Here is a 19,199-nt window from a genome sequence, read left to right on the forward strand (position 1 = left end):
CAGCCCTCTCCCACAGGGAGAGGGGGCAAACACTAAAAACGGCAACGTGAGTTGCCGTTTTGCTTTTACCTCCGCTTCCACCACAGCAATCCCATCAGTACCGCCCCCGGCAGCCACACCCACAGCAGTTCCGAAATAATGACCTGATGCCCGTACGGCGTGGTATAGCGCGACAGCGCAAACGGCGCGACTTTTATGACCTGCCACGGCGCAAAGAAGCGTTCATCTGACCATGGCCACAGCCAGCCGACGCCTTTCCCGCCGGTGGTTACAGAATCCAGCAGGCTGTGCGACAGCAGCGACACGGTTAAAAACAGCCAGCAGCGCGTCAGGCTGGCCCTGAACCATCGTCGACCCGCCAGCACGCAGAGTATGGGCACCACAAAGGCAAACAGCAGCGAATGGGTAAAGCCCCGGTGGCCGAAAATATTGCCGTAGGCAACGCCGAATTTAAACGCCAGCACGTCGGCATCCGGCAGCATGGCGAGGACGATCCCGACAAACAACAGGCGGGGAGGGATGATTTTTGTTCCGAGCCCTAAGCCCAGACACAGGGGAACAGCGGCGTGGGTGATAACGGTAGGCATTGCATTTATCCATGGCAAATCATGGAAATATAGCAGCAGTTCCCTTCCGGCAAACCCGTGCTAAATTCTGATTTTACGCCGACTCGCGCGCGATAAGCTGCCCGGAGAGGGTAATGCGCTGGGTTTGCAGCTCCGGCGCTTTTAGCTTGCGGATCATCAACCCCGCGGCCTGGCGGCCCGTCTCTTCACTGGCAGACGAAACGTAGGTAAACGACGGTGACGTGAGATTCACGTGGAGCATATCTTCAAAACCAATCAGCGCCACCTGCTGCGTCAAGAAGACATCTTTTCCCACCGTACGCCCCACCTGGTGAATGCCGGTTATCGAGCCGATCATCGCATCAGGCGAGTGGCAGAGCAGGGCGGTAATCGTATTGTTCTTCTCCAGCAGCTGGCGAGTCACCAGTGCAGCCGCCCGCGTGTCGTCGGTGCAGGCCGGGGAGTAGTCGTCACGCCAGACCAGCCCGTTTTGCGTCATCGCGCTGCGAAAACCGAGCAGACGCTCCTCGCGGATGCGGCAGCCGTCGCGCCCCCCGATGTAGGCGATGTTGCGGTGCCCGCGCCCGATTAGGTAGCGAGCGGCCAGGCTCGCCGCCTGGCGGTTATCGCGCATGACCAGGTTGCATTTCTCGTCCAGCAAAGACTGCGACACCGCGACAAGCGGAAGCGGGCACTGGCGAATGTGTTCCGGCAGCGCTGCGGTGCGGGTATCCGACGCCAGGTAGATAACGCCCGCCACGCCCTGCTGCTTAAAAGAGAGCAGGGTCCGTTCAAGGTGTTCATCGTCGTTCAGCGGCTGACCGAGAAAAACCATATAGCCCTGCTTCTCCAGCTCCTGGACGATGCTCGCCATCACCTTGATGGAAAAGCTGTCGCTAAAGTCTCGCAGGATCAGGCCGATTACGTTGGAGGTGTTGGCGCGGAGGTTGGCAGCGGCGACGTTATGAACATAGCCCAGCGTATCGATGGCAGCATTGACCTTCCCGATCGTCGCTTCTGAGATTTTTCCCTTCTGGCGCAGCACCAGCGAGACGGTGGAGACCGACACGCCCGCATGCTTTGCAACATCAATAATGCTGACTTTCTTCAAAACCGCTCCCTGAATTGTACCGAATATCAGCCGGATAAGACGCGTCCCCCAGCGTACAGGAGACGCCTCCTTCAGGCATCTTATTATTTGCCAATCATCGTGGACATGGTCTGGGCGATAAACTGTGCTCTGGCACCGAAAATCACCTGTATGCCGTTGTCGCCGACGAATACCACGCCGCGCGCGCCCAGCCCGTTCAGACCATCCTTATCCACCGCCTCGCTCTTCGCCACCTCCAGACGCAGGCGGGTGATACAGGCGCCGACGGAGTCGATGTTCTGCGCGCCGCCAAGCAGTGTGATGATTTCGGTGGCAAGTTCGGAATCGGACTTGTCATTCACGTTGGCGGTCACTTCAGTACGACCCGGTGTTTTTACGTCGAAACGGCGGATCACAAAGCGGAACGTGAAGTAGTAGATCAGCGCCATCGGAATGCCGATGATGATGGCGTTCAGGAAGTTGGTCTGATAGCCGTTAAACGACGGCAGGATCCCGAACGACAGGTAGTCGATAAAGCCCGCCGAGAAGGATTTGGCGATATGCGCGTGCATCAGGTACATGGTCATGTACGCCAGGCCCGCCATGACGGCGTTGAAGATGTACAGGATCGGGGCCACAAAAATAAAGGTGAACTCTACCGGCTCGGTGATCCCCGTCAGGAAGCAGGTCAGCGCCGCAGAAAACAGAATACCGGCCGCGATTTTTTTGTTTTTAGTGTGCGCTTCGTGGTACATCGCCAGGCACGCCGCAGGGAGCGCAAACAGCATGAGCGGGAACTCACCCTGCATGAACTTACCGGCGTTCTGGTAGGTGTCGCTGCTGAACGATTTCACCCCCTCTTCAAGCATCTTGAACCAGATGGTCTGGTCGCCGTGGATCACCTGTCCCGCCTGAGTGGTGTAATCGCCAAACGAGTACCAGAAGGACGGATACCAGATATGATGCAGGCCGAGCGGGATCAGCGCGCGCTCCACGAATCCGAAGATAAAGGTCGAGGCCGCCTGGTTATCACCATTCACCACTACGGACAGGGCGTCTATCCCGGACTGAATATGCTGCCAGACGTACGGCAGCAGCAGGCCAAGCAGGAACGACAGAAACGCCGTCGCAATTGCCACAAAACGCTTGCCGGAGAAGAAGCCGAGAAACTCCGGCAGCTGCATGGTATGAAAGCGGTTATAGCACCCTGCGGCGAGAATACCGCAGATCAGCCCGCCAAAGACGCCCATCTGCAAGGTCGGTATCCCGACCACCATGGCGTATTTCCCGCCCTGAGCGGCCATTTCCGGCGTAATGCTCAGCACCGTGCTAATGGTGATATTGGTGACAAACACCGAGACCGCCGCAGAGAGGGCGGCGATGCCCGATTCCGATGCCAGGCCCACGGCAGAGCCGATAGCAAAGAGCATCGGCAGATTATCAAAAATAACCCCGCCGGCGTTCATCATTAGCGGCAGGTGGAACTTGTCGCCGAAGGCCAGCAGCAGGCCAGCGGCGGGAAGCAGTGAAATTGGCAGCATTAAGGCGCGACCAATCATCGATAGCTTAGACAACGATTTAACAAACCCTGATATCAGACTCATGCTGACTTCCCCCGAGTAGCGCTTTTTTAGCGCCGTTATTGTAAGTAGAACGTTTTAGTAGAACGTTCTACTTATCGTGGGGAAAGTCTGAAAATCGTGCAACTTAATTTTCACATTTCACCAGAGGGAAAAGTGATTATTTGAAGTTGATCGATAATTAACCGCGATGAGTGTGGGGGGATATTTATCCCCTCTCCCTGTGGGAGAGGGTTAGGGTGAGGGCATCAGACAGCTCAGGCCGTAACCGTCACGCTCTGACCTTCAAAGCTTACGGTCTGGCCCGCGACAATTTTGCAGCGCTTGCGGGTTTCCACCACGCCGTCGACCTTCACCAGGCCGTCGGCAATCACGATTTTCGCCTGCGCGCCGCTTTCGCTCCAGCCTTCCAGCTTCAGCAGATCGCACAGCTCAACGTGCGGGTGTTTACCTAAAGAAAAAGTTGCCATGGTTACGCGTCCTCTACGTCGTGATACTCCTCGCACGCCTGCAAGGTATTCTGAATGAGTGTTGCTACCGTCATCGGGCCTACGCCGCCCGGGACCGGGGTAATGTAAGACGCGCGCGCGGCGGCATCTTCGTATACTACGTCGCCGACCACCTTGCCGTTTTCGAGACGGTTAATGCCCACGTCCACGACGATTGCGCCCTCTTTGATCCACTCGCCCGGAATAAAGCCCGGCTTGCCGACCGCGACGATCAGCAGATCGGCGTTTTCAACGTGGTGGCGCAGGTTTTTGGTGAAGCGGTGGGTGACGGTGGTGGTGCAGCCCGCCAGCAGCAGCTCCATGCTCATCGGGCGGCCCACGATGTTGGAGGCGCCAATCACCACGGCGTTCAGGCCGTAGGTGTCGATGTTATAGCGCTCCAGCAGCGTTACGATGCCGCGCGGCGTGCACGGACGCAGGCGCGGCGCGCGCTGGCACAGGCGGCCGACGTTATACGGGTGAAAACCGTCAACGTCTTTGTCTGGGGCGATGCGCTCCAGCACCTTCACATTGTCGATGCCCGCAGGCAGCGGCAGCTGAACCAGGATGCCGTCGATTGCTTTATCGGCATTCAGGGTGTCAATAAGTTCCAGCAGTTCCGCTTCGCTGGTTGTTTCCGGCAGATCGTAAGAGCGGGAGACGAAGCCCACCTCTTCACACGCTTTGCGCTTGCTGCCGACATAAATTTGCGAAGCCGGGTTGCTGCCAACCAGCACAACGGCCAGCCCGGGCGCGCGAAATCCGGCCGCTTTACGCGCCTTCACTTTTTCCGCGACCTCAGAGCGCACCTGCTGCGCAATCGTTTTACCGTCAATAATCGTTGCTGCCATCAGAGAGAAGATTCCGTCTGTAACGTTAGAAAGGGGGGATTGCCCGTATTTTGTCAGAAGCGAGGGCCGCTGTCAGTCACCCTTTGCCAGATTTCATCAACGAACCGCAAAATCCCTTCCTGGGGCATGGTCAATTTCTTAGTCGGGATTAGGATGTGACCTGGCTAAATGGCAGCGTTTTGACATATTACAAAATACATTCCTGAGCTACTTTGTTTCCTCCGAAATAAGCCTTCAATTTTTTAATTGAACGTATTTCTTATTCCCGATCGTTTACGGGAAGGGTTATTTACATTTTAAAGGAATAGACATGAAACTCAGCAACATTGCTTCTACTGTTATTGCAACTTTGGCCCTGGTCGCGGGTGCCGCTCACGCAGAAGATCCTGTTACCCCTGTCACCGTTAACGGTGGTACCGTGCATTTTAAAGGTGAATTAGTGAATGCCGCGTGTTCAGTAAATACTGACTCTTCCGAGCAGACGGTTAAGCTCGGTCAGTACCGTACCGCGAAATTCACCAAAGTCGGTGATACCTCTTCCAACGTTCCGTTCACCATCGAGCTGAACGACTGCGATCCTGCGGTAGCGAAAACCGCTGCTGTTGCGTTCACCGGTCAGATCGACGCAACCGACAAAACCCTGCTGGCGGTAAGCTCCGGTAACAACGACAACTCCGCGAAAGGCGTGGGCATTGAGATCCTCGACAGCAAATCCACCACGCTTACCCCAGACGGCTCCTCCTTCTCTGCGGCGCAGAGCCTGATCGAAGGGACCAACATCCTGAACTTCACCGCGCGCTATAAAGCCACGGCTGCGACCACCGCGCCAGGCCAGGCAAACGCGGACGCTACTTTCGTAATGAAATACGAGTAATGCCTGTTTACAGGGACGTGGCTGGCCTCAGGGAGGAGGTCTTTTAATCGCTGATACCGGGAGCGAAGGATGACAAGGACTGGGATACTGCTGTTTGCCCTTGCGATTGCCCCAGCGGTAAACGCCCATACCGTTGTGATTGACGGCGGCAAAGTGCACCTCAGAGGAGAACTGGTCAACGGCGGCTGCGCCGTGGCTCCGGACAGCCAGAACATGCGCGTGGATATGGGGCAATACCGCACGAACTCATTTTCCGGCGTCGGCAGTTTTTCCACGGTTAACGTGCCCTTCACCGTAAGGCTGCTGGATTGCAGCGTGGATGTCTCCCGCACCGTGGGGATCCAGTTCCAGGGGGTGACGCCCGCAGAAGATCCGCAGGTTTTCCTGGCGACATCGCGGCCGGGGGAAAACGCGGTCAGCAGCGGGGTCGGGCTGGCGCTTTTTGACGACCAACAGCGTCAGATCATCCCGAACGCGACGGCGGTCAGCTGGTTACCCGTTAACGCCCCGGAGCTGGCATTTCATTTTAGCGCCCGCTACCGCGTAATTTCCGAACACCTTGTGCCAGGCAATATTCAGTCGAATGTCTGGTTTACGCTGATTTATCCCTGACGCCTGCGAACCCATTATTAAAGGTACGGTTGTGATGAACACCCTGATTAAACCTGGACTGTTTTTAACTTTTATTTTGATGACGATCTCTGCCAGCGCGAATGCGTCCGGCGGAATTGCGCTGGGCGCGACGCGCGTTATTTATCCGGCCGATGCAAAACAAACGTCGCTGGCGATCACCAACAGCAATAAAAAAGAGCGCTATTTAATTAACGCGTGGATTGAAAATGCGAACGGGCAAAAAGAAAAAACCTTTGCCGTCACGCCGCCGCTGTTTGTCAGCGAGCCGGACAGCGAAAACACGCTGCGCATTATTTACGCCGGCCCGGCGCTGCCCGCCGATCGCGAATCGCTCTTTTACATGAACGTCAAAGCGATTCCGTCCGTCAGCAAAAAAAATCAGGACGGCAACAACGTACTGCAGCTGGCCATTCTGTCACGCATCAAGCTGTTTGTTCGCCCGGCTAACCTGGCGATGCCGCCAGAAGAGGCGCTCTCGCAGCTGCGTTTTGAGCGCGCCGGCAACCACCTGAAGGTGAGCAATGCCTCGCCGTATTACGTCACGCTGGTCAATCTGAAGCTTGGCGGTAAGACGCTGGACAACCTGATGGTCGCGCCGAAAAGCTCGGCCCAGCAGGTGCTGCCGTCCGCGGCCAGCGGCACGCTCTCCTGGCAGAGCGTAAACGACTATGGCGCCATTACGCCGGCGCGTAGCGTCAGCCTGTGAGCAGAGACAGGGCGATGAACACTCAATGGCGTTACTGCCCGGTTGCACTGGCACTGATGGCAACGCTCTGGCCGCATGCCGGCTGGGGCGAGAGCTACTTTAACCCGGCGTTTCTCTCCGATGACGCGGCGAGCGTGGCGGATTTGTCGCGCTTTGAAAAGGGCCACCAGCAGGCCCCGGGCGTCTATCGCGTCGATATCTGGCGTAACGATGAGTTTATCGGCACCCAGGACGTGCGTTTTGAGCAAGCCGACAACACGCCGCCGGTCGCGGGCGGCCTGGCGCCCTGTATTACGCCCGCGATGCTCGACCGCTTTGGCGTCAATATCGCCGCCTTCCCGGAGCTGAGCAACGTGCAGGGCGATACCTGCGTTCCGCTTGCCACGGCTATTCCCGGCAGCGAAACGGCGTTCAACTTCGCGTCGCAGCGTTTGAACGTCAGCCTGCCGCAGGTGGCGATGCAAAACAGCGCCCGGGGCTACATCCCGCCCGAGCAGTGGGATGAAGGCATTCCTGCCGCGCTGGTAAACTATAGCTTTACCGGCAACCGCGGCAGCGACGACGACAGCTATTATCTGAACCTGCAAAGCGGGTTGAACTACGGTGCGTGGCGATTACGCAACAACGGCGCGTGGCGCTACACCGAAAGCAACGGCCAGCGGCACAGCAGCTGGCAAAATATCGGCACCTGGGCGCAGCGCACGGTCATTCCGCTGAAAAGCGAGCTGGTGCTCGGCGACAGCAACACCGGTAACGACGTCTTCGACAGCGTCGGTTTTCGCGGCGGGCGACTCTACTCGTCCGACAGCATGTACCCGGACAGCCTTCAGGGCTACGCGCCTACCGTGCGCGGGATCGCCCGCACCCCCGCTAAGGTCGTCATCCGCCAGAACGGATACGTTATCTACCAGAGCTACGTGCAGCCGGGGGCCTTTGCCATTACCGATCTTAACCCGACCTCCTCAAGCGGTGACCTGGAGGTGACGGTAGAAGAGAAGGACGGCAGCCAGCAGCGCTACACCGTCCCGTACTCCACCGTTCCGCTGCTCCAGCGTGAAGGGCGCTGGAAGTACGATCTGGTGGCGGGGGACTATCGCAGCGGTAACAGCGAGCAGGACACCCCGTTCTTCTCCCAGGGGACAATGATTGCGGGCCTTGCCGACGGCTACACGCTGTACGGCGGGACGCAGCTGGCCTCGCGGTATACGGCGATTGCCATTGGCGCCGGGAAAAACCTCGGTGACTGGGGCGCGGTCTCGCTCGATCTTACCCACGCCCGCAGCCAGCTGGCAGACGACAGCCGCCATGAAGGGCAGTCCCTGCGTTTCCTGTACGCCAAATCCCTTAACGGATTCGGCACCAACTTCCAGCTGCTGGGGTACCGCTACTCCACCAAAGGCTTCTATACCCTCGACGACGTGGCCTGGCGCTCTATGGAAGGCTATCAGTATGGCGACGATCGGGATGATGACGGCGTGCCGGACGTGCAGAGCTACCATAACCTGACGCTGAATAAAAAAGGTCGTTTCCAGCTCAACATTTCTCAGTCGCTCGGGGATTACGGCTCGGTTTACGTGTCAGGTAGCCAGCAAAGCTACTGGGGCACCAGCGAGTCAAACGTCTGGTACCAGCTCGGCTATGCGGGCGGGGTGAAGGGGGTCAACTACTCCCTGTCGTGGTCGTGGAACAAGGCCGTCGGGATTGACGGAACCGACCGTATCGCCTCGTTCAATGTCTCGGTACCGTTCAGCCTGTTCACCCGTCACGGCTACCGCCGCGATAGCGCGATCGACCGGGCCTATGCCACCGCCTCCGCCAGCCGTAGCAGCGACGGCGATACCAGCTGGCAGACCGGCGTGAGCGGCACCCTGCTCGACGATCGTAACCTGAACTACAGCGTCACGCAGGGCCACACCAGCAACAACGGCGCAAGCGGCAGCGCCAGCGCCAGCTGGCAGGCAACGTACGGCACGCTGGGCGCGGGCTACAACTACTCCCGCGACCGGCACGATTTCAACTGGCAGCTTTCCGGCGGCGTGGTGGGGCACGCAGACGGCGTGACGTTCAGCCAGCCGCTGGGGGATACCAACGTGCTGATCAAAGCGCCGGGCGCCTCAGGGGTAAGCGTCGAAAACCAGACCGGGGTCAAAACGGACTGGCGTGGCTATGCGGTGATGCCGTACGCCACGGTGTACCGCTACAACCGCGTGGCGCTCGACACCAACACCATGAGCAACAATACCGACATTGAAAATAACGTCTCCAGCGTCGTGCCGACGAACGGGGCGCTGGTGCGCGCCAGCTTCGATACCCGCATCGGCGTGCGCGCGCTGCTCACCGTGAAGCGCGATAACCAGCCCGTGCCGTTTGGCGCCGTGGTGCGCGAGACGCAAAGCGGCGTAACCAGCATGGTGGGAGATGACGGGCAGATTTACCTGAGCGGGCTGCCGCTGGAAGGGGAACTGCTGATTCAGTGGGGCGACGGGAAGCAGTCCCAGTGCCGTGCGCCCTACAGCTTGCCGGAACAGAGCCTGCAACAGGCGATCACACTTAAGGGGATCCGCTGTGATTAAAATCCGTTATCTGGGGTTATCCCTTCTGGCGTTAATGCCCGTAGCTAGCGCCTTCGCCACCGTCTGCGTCAATGAAAAAGGCGTGCCAACCGAGGTGCATTACGACCTGACGGACAAATTCAATAGCTCCAATAACCAGGTGGGGCAGGTCGTCACGCTTAGCGAGAAATCCCAGTGGGTAGGCGTCAACGCCGTCTGCCCCAAGGGAACGTCAGGCAACACCACCAAGCGCAGCTACGTTACCGATTACCCGATCACCAGCACCAGCGACGGCTACCAGTATCTGAAGCTTAACGACTATCTTGACGGGGCCATGAAAATCACCGACAGCTACGCTGGCGTCTTTTACCCCCCAAAAAAATATATTCAGATGGGTAGCCACCCGAATGTTTCCAAAAACAGACCATTTGGCGTACAGGATTCCAGCCTCGTCTTCCGTCTGAAGGTCACCCGGCGCTTTATCAATATGGTGGTTATTCCGCATGCGACCATGTTTCGGGTCTACGTCACCACGACGGCGTCGGATCCGCTCACCACGCCGGTTTATACCATCAGCTACAGCGGCATTATTCAGGTGCCGCAGAGCTGTGAAATTAACGCCGGGAACGTGGTGGAGTTCGACTTTGGTGATATTGGCGCGTCCCTGTTCAGCAAGGCGGGCATCGGGAACAAGCCGGAGGGGGTCTCGGCGCAGAGCAAAACCATCGCCATCAAATGCACCAACGTTGAGGCGAACGCCATGCTCACGATGCGCGTCGAAGCGGAGAAGGTGTCGGGCAGTACGCTGGTCTCCGATAACGCGGACGTGGGATTTGTGATAGCCAATGAAAACGGCGTACCGCTGACGCCAAACAACCTGACCAGCAAAATCCCGTTCCGCCTGGACGACAGCGCTCAGGCAAAGGTGGGGATCCGCGCGTGGCCCGTCAGCGTTACGGGCAAAAAACCGGCCGAGGGACGCTTCACCTCTCGCGGCTATTTGCGCGTTGATTACGACTAAGGAGCAGGTATGCGAAACGGGATGCGGTATATCTCTCTGGCGCTCCTGACGCTTTGCGCGCAGGCGCAGGCAGAGACGGCGCTTGGGGAAATTAACATTCAGCTCTACGGCAATATTGTGGATTTTACCTGCGTGGCGGAGGGGGACGACAGCAATAAAACCGTCACGCTCGGCACCTGGCCGACGAAACAGCTCAGCACCACGGGCAGCCGAACGCAGCCCGTGCCGTTCACCCTTAAGCTAACCGGCTGTCCGCCCGGGGCGGCGTCGGTAACGTTTACGGGTAAGGTTGACGGGCGCGACAGCAGCCTGCTCGCGTTAAATGATGCCAGCGCGGCCAGCAACGTTGCGGTGGAGATCCGTGACAGGGATAAAACGCGCCTCGCGATGCAGAAGGCCAGCCAGCCGGTAGCGATCGATGCGCAGGGAAATGCTGAGCTGTCGTTTTATGCCAATTATATCGCCACGGCAGATAACCCGCAGCCGGGCCGCGCCGACGCGGATGCAACCTTTATGATTAATTATAATTAATCACGTCAGCTCTCCCTGTAACGGTTATTCGCTGCAGGGAGAGGATCCGGTTAGAGTAATTCGTGCGCTTTCGCGTAATCAATTAATTCAACGATACTTTGCACACCCAGCTTGGAATAGATATTAGACTTATGGGCACTAATTGTTTTGTTGCTAAGTAATAATTGATCTGCAATCTCCTTATTTGATAATCCGTTCGCCAGGTATCGCAGCACCGTCACCTCACGGTTCGATAATGGCATATCCGCAGCGGCACCTGTTCGGGAGCCCAGATGATTTATAAAGCTCAACGTTTCTGACGGGAAAAAAGAATAGCCCATCAGGATCATTTCCACCGCGTTATAAATTTCTCCCAAATCTTTTCGCTTGCTGACAAAACCGTTGGCCCCGGCGCGAATGGCGCGGCCGGCATAGAAGGCTTCCGATTTTGAAGAGAGGAAAAGCACTTTAATATCTTTGTTTAAGTTCCTGATTCTTTTGAGTAAAACGAACCCGTCCGTGCCTGTCATTTCAATATCAAGAATGACCAGGTCGATAGGGTGGTTACGTATACAGTCAAGCACTTCGTGGCTGTCGCCTGACTTCAGCTTTACCTGGATATTTTTATTTTTCTGTAGCAGGACTTCTATCGACATTCTGACGATAGGATGTTCGTCCATAATGATAACGGATGCCGGTTTCATTTTTTATGCCTCAGATTGTTAAAAGCGTTATGCTGAGTTTTGTAAAAACTCTCGAAAAGCCGGAAGGATAATTGCGCAGATCCTTCTACGGTAAATGTCCCGGTGAAGAGCGAAAGCATCCTTGTTTACGTAGTGTGATATCAATGCCTCAGCGCAGTTATCTCATAAGGCTGGTCAGGGCAAAATGATTTTTCTTATTCGTGTGTCAAACACGTCTTATTATACCGCTTAAGTATTGTCCGAAAAGCCTGTAAATTAATATCGCTGTATTGCTGATTATTATCTTCTGGATCTGAAACGCTAATTTTTTAAAATTAGCAAAATTATCCTGATATTGCATTTACCACACGCTTTCGTCTTTATGTAATAACAAAAAATAAACGATCTTCCTGTGTGTTGCAAAAATGTTAACAGAAATGGCGCTTAGATAGCCTCCTTCTCGGACGTTTAACACCCTTCAGTGCCGCCGTCCCGCGTGCTTTTTCTTCCTTTTTTAAACCCGATCCCGGCTGGACGCCTGAGGAACCTCAATAGCAGGATCTGCTGTTCTCTGACCGTCATATGGGCTTCTTTAACAGCTGAATCGATTGTTTTTACACCATTATCATCCTGTTAACGCATGCGCCAAATCCTTAACGCATGGATTAAAGCCCTGGCGTTTTTTATAAATGCAGCATTTCACATGGTTCAAACGGAGAAATTAGGAATAGTTATAAAATCGAAACTTATGTTAAAAATAACATAAATTTAACATATATCCTAAGTAAATTCCTAAAGCCCTTTAGGAATTATAGGGTTACTGAATACGTTAATACGTGAAATCTGATAAGTTGTTGAGAAGATGTAGCAACTCGTGCCGATGATTCAGCCCTAGTTTCGCCAGAATGCAGCTGAGACGGTAAATAATGCGGCTGTAGGGGCGGTTTTGTAACTGTGCGATCTGCCGCAGGGAATTTCCCCGCGACAGCGCCTGGAGGATGGGCCACTCCTCACGCGAAAACCACTCTTTCCGCTGGCCGGGAGGCGCAGGCGTTTCGAGAAGCACTTGCTGCATGGCGGGGGCCGTAAGCTGCCGTTCAAGCACGTGGAAAGGGCCGGCCGCTTTGCAAAACAGGCGTGTGTCGTAGTCGTCAGCGCGGATAAGCAGGTAGGGCGTCAGGTAGGGCGGGAACAGGCTGTGGCGTCTTAATCTATCCAGCAAATCGATTAGCGGAGAGGCGCGGCTCTCTATGTCGACCACCAGACGAGAAGAAGGCCAGTGATTTAAATCGCTGAGGGCGGCTTCCAGCGTGGGATAGTCACAGCAGTTGCTGAGGGGCGACTGCCCGCTCAGAAAACCGGAACGGAAAAAATTATCCTGCGTGACCAGAATGATAAAGGGAGCATCGGTTTTGCGGGTCTGGTTGATTGACTGGCTCAAATATTCGAGACGATCAAAAAATGGGAGAGCAAAAGGCGAGTGCGTAAAACCCAGTGAATCACTTCCTGTCCGACGCCGCCGGTAACGGCGTACTGTCATTCGCATAGCTTCCCTCTTGGCGATGACCGTTCAGTCCTCCTGCCATCTCCAGGATGGCCAATAATATCCCTGACCGAAGCGCGCGCCAGCCTGAAGCGCGCACGCACGATCCTTTTCCGTTTCAATGCCTTCGATAAGCACATCCGCAGCGATTTTCGAACAAAGAGTGACCAACTCCGTCAGCGCCGGCGTTGCACGTAAACGCCAGAACGCGATTTTATCGATTTTTATCCCGCTTAACGGTAGACGGCAGGGTAAAAATGCGCGACCTGACGCCTCGTCAATATCGTCCAGCCAGATCCTGTGCCCCCGCGCGGTCAGCTGCTCAAGTGCACAAACCACCCTCAGACGCGTCGTTTCTGAGAGCGAAAAGAACGTGGCTGGCTCTGTGAGCTCAATGTTCAGCGGTGGGCTGTTAAGTTCCAGTAAACGCTGGAACATTTCCGGGATGATCAGAACTGTTATCGGCAAATTTATGAAAAGGTTGTCACAGGGAAAGGGGTTTTTTAACGCGGCGATCTGCGCTTCCAGCAGCATAAGCGCGCGGGCCGCGGACCAGTTGCGGAAAAATCCTTCACTTTGCTGATGCCCTGACAGCACGCTGAGCACTTCGGCCCCCACGGTGCGTGAAGAGGAGAGGGCGACAATGGGTTCAAGCTTGATGCCGGTAATGTCGCGTGAGATGTGCTGCACGCACGAGGGGAAGCATGTCTGATTTGGCGCCGTCACTCCGTCGTCCTGTTTTATTCCGGCCTCCTGGCGGCCGGGATACCGCAGGACAGTGTGAAGGCGAAGCAAACAGGAAAACAGCAGGCGTTACTTAAAAGCGGCTAAGCCTTTTCGCAGCAGGAGAAAGGGGGGGAAATGTTGAAAAAACAGCCGTATTTACAATCAGCTAGTTATTATCGGCAGAGAAGACGGAAAAGGCATTGACTCACTACGCATTGACCGTATAATTCCAGGCGTTTCATCACCGCGAAGTACACTCTTCTCCGTGCGCCCTTAGCTCAGTTGGATAGAGCAACGGCCTTCTAAGCCGTAGGTCGTAGGTTCGAATCCTACAGGGCGTGCCATTAAATTTCATAGCATTTCGCCTGCTTTACTCCCTCCTCATTTCTCCTAAGGGACATATTTGGGACACCCAACCCGAAAATCGAGTTACCGCGCATTTTTGACAGCACAATTGTCTGTTATAACAGTATTTTCCTTAGGCTATGGCAATTCTGCCGTTCCTCTACCATGCTCATACTACCTCGCTCTGAATGGCGGGGCTTTTCGTAATTGCTGCTTAATCTCAAGGAAAAATGTTATGAAAAAAACGACTGCTGTTTTGCTGGGAACCGCGTTTCTGTTCACCACTAACGCTTTTGCCGCTGAACTGATGACAAAAAATGACTTCGAGAAAGTAGAATCACAGTATGAAAAAATTGGCACGGTGAATACGTCTAATGAAGTCTCGGTTGATGACGCGAAAAAAGAGCTGATCGAGAAAGCCGATAAAGAAGGCGCAGACGTGCTGGTGCTGACTTCCGGTAACACGAACAACAAAATTCACGGCACCGCAGATATTTACAAGAAGAAATAATGACTTAGCAATCACCCCGCGCGCGGGGTGATTGCGCGTCACGTTTTCCCGCCTCCCCGTCTTCCCGGCCCCTCTCAACGCTTAAACTTTTTTCTCATCCAGAAATGCGCAGCGACGCTTGATAACGCATAGATAATACGTATAGTTCTCATTTGCATTTCATTCATTAAATTCTAAGGCCCGACGACGGGCCATTTTTGCGCGCACTTTAAGAGCTCACTATGAACAACACCACAATGCACAAAACGCTGCTGGCGCTTGCCGTTGGCGCGGTGACACACTCCGCTTTCGCGGCGGATGAGAAAAAAGAGGAGACCATTGTTGTTCAGTCGTCTCCGGCCAGTGAATTTACGCCCGGCGGCGACCAGCTGGTGCCCGCCTTCCTCGACGGTCAGGTGGCCAACGGCGGCCGCATGGGAATGCTCGGTCAGCAGAACGCCATGGACGTGCCGTTCAGCATCATCAGCTACACCTCGAAGCTGGTGGAGGATCAGCAGGCGAAAACCATTGCCGACGTGGTCGCTAACGACGCGGGCGTGCAGTTCGTTCAGGGGTACGGCAACAGCGCCGAAACCTTCCGCATCCGCGGCCTGAAGTTTGACGGCGATGACATGACCTTTGGCGGCCTGTCCGGCGTGCTGCCGCGTCAGGTGGTGGATGCCCAGATGGTCGACCGCATCGAGATCTTCAAAGGGGCAAACTCCCTGATGAACGGCGCGGCAAGCTCCGGCGTGGGCGGGATGATTAACCTTGAGCCAAAACACGCGGGCGACGTCCCGCAGGCAAAAGTGGGCGTGGACTACACCTCGGATTCCCAGATTGGCACCACGCTGGATGCGGGCCGCCGCTTTGGCGATAGCGACCAGTTTGGCGCGCGGGTAAACCTTGTGCATCGTGAAGGCGAAACCGGCGTGCCGAACGACCGCCGCCGCACCACGCTGCTTTCTACCGGTCTGGATTACAAAGGCGACCGTTTCCGCACCTCCCTGGATCTGGGCTATCAGAAAAAAACCTTCCACGGCAGCCCGACCAGCGTCAACATCTCGGCGGTGGACTTCGTGCCTGAACCACCGAAGAACGATCGCAACTTCTCGCAGAAGTGGGCCTACAGCGATATCGAAAACGAGTTCGGGATGTGGCGCAGCGAGTACGACATCACCGATAGCTGGACGGCCTATACCGGCCTCGGCGCGCAGCACGCGCATGAAGAGGGGATCTACAGCGCGCCGAAGCTGATGGATAAAAGCGGTAATGCGGTGGTCAGCCGTCTTGATACCAACCGTATCAGCGATTCCGTCAGCGGCATGGCGGGCATTCGCGGTAACTTCACTACCGGCTTCGTATCGCACAAGGTCAACGTGGGGTACTCCGCGATGACCAAAAACGAAAAAATTGCCTGGAAAATGTCGGCGACGGCGGATAACCCGACCACCAACATTTACCACAACACCGGCGTCGCGATGCCGGACAGCTCCAACTTCAACGGCTCAGGCGGCAAATACAGCGATCCGCTGACCAGCGGGCGTACCCGCACGCAGGGCTGGCTGTTGAGCGATACCCTGGGCGTGCTGGACGACAGGCTGCTGTTTACCGCAGGCGCACGCCATCAGAAAGTGGTGATTCGCGGGTACAACAAAATTACCGGTGCGGAAAACGACGCGGACGGTTTTGACGGCAGCCGCTGGATGCCAACCTACGGCGTGGTTTATAAGCCGTGGGAGGAAATCTCGCTCTACGCCAACCATACCGAAGCGTTACAGCCCGGTGAAACCGCGCCTCGCTCAGCGAACAACTACGGCCAGAGCACCGGTATCGTTCACTCTAAGCAGAATGAAGTGGGCGTAAAGGCGGACTTTGGCCGCGTGGGCGGCTCCCTGGCGCTGTTTGAGATCAAAATGCCGTCGGCGATCCTCGACGACAGCGGCCACTACGGCCTGGACGCTGAACAGCGTAACCGTGGCGTGGAGCTGAACGTCTTCGGCGAGCCAACGCTCGGGATGCGTCTGAACGCCAGCGCCACCTGGCTTCAGGCCGAGCTGACCAAAACCAAAAACGGCGTGAACCAGGGGAACGACGCGATCGGTATTCCGAACTTCTACGCCGTGCTTGGCGCAGAGTACGACATCAGGCCGATTGAGGGCCTGACCGCTACCGCGCGCGTTAACCACTCCGGCGCGCAGTATGCCGACCTCGCGAACACCAAAAAGCTGGACAGCTACACCACGCTGGATCTGGGCATGCGCTATCGCTTCGCGGTGAACCACAATGAAAACCAGATGACGGTGCGCGCAGGCATCGACAACGTGACCAACGAAAACTACTGGTCAAGCGTGGACGATTCCGGCACCTACATCACTCAGGGCGAACCGCGTACCTTTAAGGTCTCGGTGGGCTACGAGTTCTAAGCGTTCCACCTCGTTATCCGGGGCAGGGATGCCCCCATCCTTCCGTATCGTGTTATAAAATTGTAATAAAAGCTTCTTACACTGTTCGCCAACTCCTTACCTCTTGGCCAATGACAGGAAGCCGCTATGGGCAGACCCCTCAAATCCGTATTTAAAAAAGAACATCAAGACGATATCGCTAACCGCAGCGCTAACCCGGTATTCTCCGAGGTGGCGGAGGTGTTCCTCTCCCGCCGCCGTTTTCTCCAGATGGGCGCCGTTGCGGGTGCCGCCGTTTCATTCCCGTTTCTGATCAAACCTGAGAACGCCATTGCCGCGGTCTCAAAACCATCCGCGCTGGCAAAAGCGGTGTCGCTTGGGTTCACCAGTATCGCTGTCTCAACGGAAGACACGGTCAGGGTGCCGGAAGGCTATATTGCCCGCCCGTTCTATCGCTGGGGTGACCCGACGGGCATCAAAAACAGCATGCCGGCGTTTAAGCCGGACGCCAGCAACACCACGGACGAACAGGCCGTGCAGGCGGGCATGCACCACGACGGCATGGCGTGGTTCAGCCTGCCGCAGGGGGAGCAAAACCCGGATCATGGCCTGCTGGCGATGAACCATGAATACATCGATAACGGGATGCTGTTTACCGACGGTACGGCGAACTGGAGCCTCGACAAGGCCCGCAAGGGGCAGAACGCGATGGGCGTGTCGGTGGTGGAGGTGAAAAAAGCGGGCAGCGGCTGGGAGGTGGTTCGTCCGTCTTCGTTCGCGCGCCGTATTACCGTCAATACACCAATGCAGCTTACCGGCCCGGCGCGGCATCAGGACCTAATGAAAACCGCCGCCGACCCGCAGGGGGAGCGCGTGCTGGGCACCATGCAAAACTGCGCCAACGGCCATACGCCGTGGGGCACCTATCTCACCTGCGAGGAGAACTGGTCGGACATTTTTGTGAAAAAAGCCGACCTCAACCCGCTGGAAAAACGCTACGGCATCAGCGACAGCGATGAATCGTACCGCTGGAACGAGGTGGATGACCGCTTCAGCGTCGATAAAACCCCTAACGAGCCCAACCGTTTCGGCTGGGTGGTAGAGATTGATCCCTACGACCCCACCTCCACGCCGCGCAAGCATACCGCGCTTGGCCGCTTCAAGCATGAGGGCGCAGCCGTCACGCTCGCCGCCGATAACCGCGTGGTGGTCTACATGGGGGACGATCAGAAGTTTGAGTACATCTATAAATTCGTCTCGGACAAAAAATACGATCCCGCGAACCGTGAAGCCAATATGAACCTGCTGAGGTCCGGCACGCTGTACGTTGCCCGGTTCAATGAGGACGGGAGCGGCGACTGGCTGCCGCTGATCTTCGGGCAAAATGGGCTGGATAAAAGCAACGGTTTCGAAAGCCAGGGCGATCTGCTGATCAAAACCCGCCTGGCGGCCGACGCTGTAGGGGCAACGAAGATGGATCGCCCCGAATGGATAGCGGTCGATCCGCACGCCAGCGGTAGCGTCTACTGTACGCTCACCAACAACAGCGATCGCGGGAAGGAGGGTAAGGCGCCGGTCGATGCCGCCAACCCGCGCGCCAACAACGTGTTTGGTCATATTATGCACTGGCACGAAGAGGGAGCAGATCCTGCTGCCGCCCGCTTCAGGTGGGATATTCTGGTCATGGCAGGACGCACCGACGGCGACGATCCTAAGTCTAAAGGCTCCATGCAGGGCGCGGCGTTCGGCAGCCCGGATGGGCTGTCGTTCGATCACCAGGGCGTCCTGTGGATCCAGACCGACGTCTCCTCCAGCACCATCAATAAGAAAGCGTACGAGGGGATGGGCAATAACCAGATGGTGGCAACCATTCCGGGCACCAATGAGTATCGCCGCTTCCTGACCGGCCCGCGCGGGTGCGAAATCACCGGCATTGCGTTTACGCCGGACAACCGCACGCTGTTTATTAATATTCAGCATCCGGGGGAGGGCGGGGATGATATTACCGATCCGGCCAATCCGCGCGCCGTCTCCAACTGGCCTGACGCCAGCCCGAACGGCCGCCCGCGATCGTCTACGGTGGTGATTACCAAAGCGGATGGCGGGATCATCGGGTCGTAACGTTTATCCGCCGGG

17 protein-coding genes and 1 tRNA gene are annotated in these 19,199 nt (G+C 56.4%); 10 read left to right on the plus strand and 8 right to left on the minus strand.

Annotation, left to right across the window (positions count from 1 at the left end; genetic code table 11):
* Window positions 1–65: 65 nt before the first annotated feature.
* The 5 genes from IM304_RS15560 to folD all read right to left on the minus strand — a co-directional run bounded on the left by IM304_RS15560 (window position 66) and on the right by folD (window position 4,575).
* A complete protein-coding gene (locus IM304_RS15560) occupies window positions 66–587 on the minus strand; it encodes a metal-dependent hydrolase (protein WP_148419389.1) in 522 nt (173 codons plus the stop codon).
* Window positions 588–660: 73 nt separating this feature from the next.
* Window positions 661–1,677, minus strand: coding sequence for a Mal regulon transcriptional regulator MalI (gene malI, locus IM304_RS15565; protein WP_148419388.1), 1,017 nt, complete (start codon window positions 1,675–1,677; stop codon window positions 661–663).
* A gap of 83 nt (window positions 1,678–1,760) precedes the next feature.
* Window positions 1,761–3,260 carry a PTS transporter subunit EIIC gene (locus IM304_RS15570; RefSeq protein ID WP_193355948.1) on the minus strand — a complete coding sequence of 500 codons (1,500 nt, stop codon included), beginning with the start codon at window positions 3,258–3,260 and terminating at the stop codon, window positions 1,761–1,763.
* A 233-nt stretch (window positions 3,261–3,493) separates the two neighbouring features.
* Window positions 3,494–3,706 (minus strand): ribosome-associated protein YbcJ, encoded by a 213-nt coding sequence (gene ybcJ, locus IM304_RS15575; protein ID WP_023334767.1) that lies wholly within the window; start codon window positions 3,704–3,706, stop codon window positions 3,494–3,496.
* A gap of 2 nt (window positions 3,707–3,708) precedes the next feature.
* Window positions 3,709–4,575 carry a bifunctional methylenetetrahydrofolate dehydrogenase/methenyltetrahydrofolate cyclohydrolase FolD gene (gene folD, locus IM304_RS15580; protein WP_148419386.1) on the minus strand — a complete coding sequence of 289 codons (867 nt, stop codon included), beginning with the start codon at window positions 4,573–4,575 and terminating at the stop codon, window positions 3,709–3,711.
* Window positions 4,576–4,885: 310 nt separating this feature from the next.
* Between folD and fimA the strand changes: the two genes are divergently transcribed.
* The 6 genes from fimA (at window position 4,886) to sfmF (ending at window position 10,892) form a co-directional block, all read left to right on the plus strand.
* Window positions 4,886–5,449 carry a type 1 fimbrial major subunit FimA gene (gene fimA, locus IM304_RS15585; RefSeq protein ID WP_148419385.1) on the plus strand — a complete coding sequence of 188 codons (564 nt, stop codon included), beginning with the start codon at window positions 4,886–4,888 and terminating at the stop codon, window positions 5,447–5,449.
* Window positions 5,450–5,518: 69 nt separating this feature from the next.
* Entirely contained in the window at window positions 5,519–6,061 is a 543-nt protein-coding gene (gene fimI, locus IM304_RS15590) for a type 1 fimbrial protein subunit FimI (protein WP_148419384.1), read from the plus strand.
* 34 nt (window positions 6,062–6,095) lie between these two features.
* On the plus strand, window positions 6,096–6,788 hold the full coding sequence (gene fimC / locus IM304_RS15595; protein ID WP_176610997.1) for a type 1 fimbria chaperone FimC: 693 nt from the start codon (window positions 6,096–6,098) through the stop codon (window positions 6,786–6,788).
* A gap of 14 nt (window positions 6,789–6,802) precedes the next feature.
* Window positions 6,803–9,361, plus strand: a complete 2,559-nt coding sequence (locus tag IM304_RS15600) for a fimbrial biogenesis usher protein (RefSeq protein ID WP_193355949.1) — start codon at window positions 6,803–6,805, stop codon at window positions 9,359–9,361.
* Window positions 9,354–10,361: a type 1 fimbria D-mannose specific adhesin FimH gene (fimH, locus tag IM304_RS15605; protein WP_193355950.1), complete on the plus strand. Its 1,008-nt coding sequence runs from the start codon at window positions 9,354–9,356 to the stop codon at window positions 10,359–10,361. Before IM304_RS15600 ends, fimH begins: the two co-directional genes overlap by 8 nt.
* A gap of 9 nt (window positions 10,362–10,370) precedes the next feature.
* Window positions 10,371–10,892: a fimbria assembly protein gene (gene sfmF / locus IM304_RS15610; RefSeq protein ID WP_176610994.1), complete on the plus strand. Its 522-nt coding sequence runs from the start codon at window positions 10,371–10,373 to the stop codon at window positions 10,890–10,892.
* Between the two features lie 50 nt (window positions 10,893–10,942).
* Here sfmF and fimZ read toward each other — a convergent pair whose 3' ends face one another.
* The 3 genes from fimZ to IM304_RS15625 all read right to left on the minus strand — a co-directional run bounded on the left by fimZ (window position 10,943) and on the right by IM304_RS15625 (window position 13,787).
* A complete protein-coding gene (fimZ, locus tag IM304_RS15615) occupies window positions 10,943–11,575 on the minus strand; it encodes a fimbria biosynthesis transcriptional regulator FimZ (RefSeq protein WP_148419380.1) in 633 nt (210 codons plus the stop codon).
* 808 nt (window positions 11,576–12,383) lie between these two features.
* Complete coding sequence (locus IM304_RS15620) at window positions 12,384–13,100, minus strand: response regulator transcription factor (RefSeq protein WP_148419379.1); 717 nt, start codon at window positions 13,098–13,100, stop codon at window positions 12,384–12,386.
* A 24-nt stretch (window positions 13,101–13,124) separates the two neighbouring features.
* A complete protein-coding gene (locus tag IM304_RS15625; protein WP_193356033.1) occupies window positions 13,125–13,787 on the minus strand; it encodes an EAL domain-containing protein in 663 nt (220 codons plus the stop codon).
* 303 nt (window positions 13,788–14,090) lie between these two features.
* Between IM304_RS15625 and IM304_RS15630 the strand changes: the two genes are divergently transcribed.
* From IM304_RS15630 to IM304_RS15645, 4 genes are all read left to right on the plus strand, one after another.
* A tRNA-Arg gene (locus IM304_RS15630) sits at window positions 14,091–14,167 on the plus strand.
* Window positions 14,168–14,403: 236 nt separating this feature from the next.
* The gene (gene yahO, locus IM304_RS15635) at window positions 14,404–14,679 is read left to right on the plus strand and encodes a DUF1471 family periplasmic protein YahO (RefSeq protein ID WP_148419378.1); all 276 of its coding nucleotides are present in this window, start codon (window positions 14,404–14,406) and stop codon (window positions 14,677–14,679) included.
* Between the two features lie 221 nt (window positions 14,680–14,900).
* Entirely contained in the window at window positions 14,901–17,084 is a 2,184-nt protein-coding gene (locus IM304_RS15640; RefSeq protein WP_193355951.1) for a TonB-dependent siderophore receptor, read from the plus strand.
* Window positions 17,085–17,210: 126 nt separating this feature from the next.
* Complete coding sequence (locus tag IM304_RS15645; protein ID WP_193355952.1) at window positions 17,211–19,184, plus strand: PhoX family phosphatase; 1,974 nt, start codon at window positions 17,211–17,213, stop codon at window positions 19,182–19,184.
* Window positions 19,185–19,199: the final 15 nt, after the last annotated feature.

The organism is Enterobacter cloacae complex sp. P40C2 (assembly GCF_014930695.1).
GTDB lineage: Bacteria > Pseudomonadota > Gammaproteobacteria > Enterobacterales > Enterobacteriaceae > Enterobacter > Enterobacter pasteurii.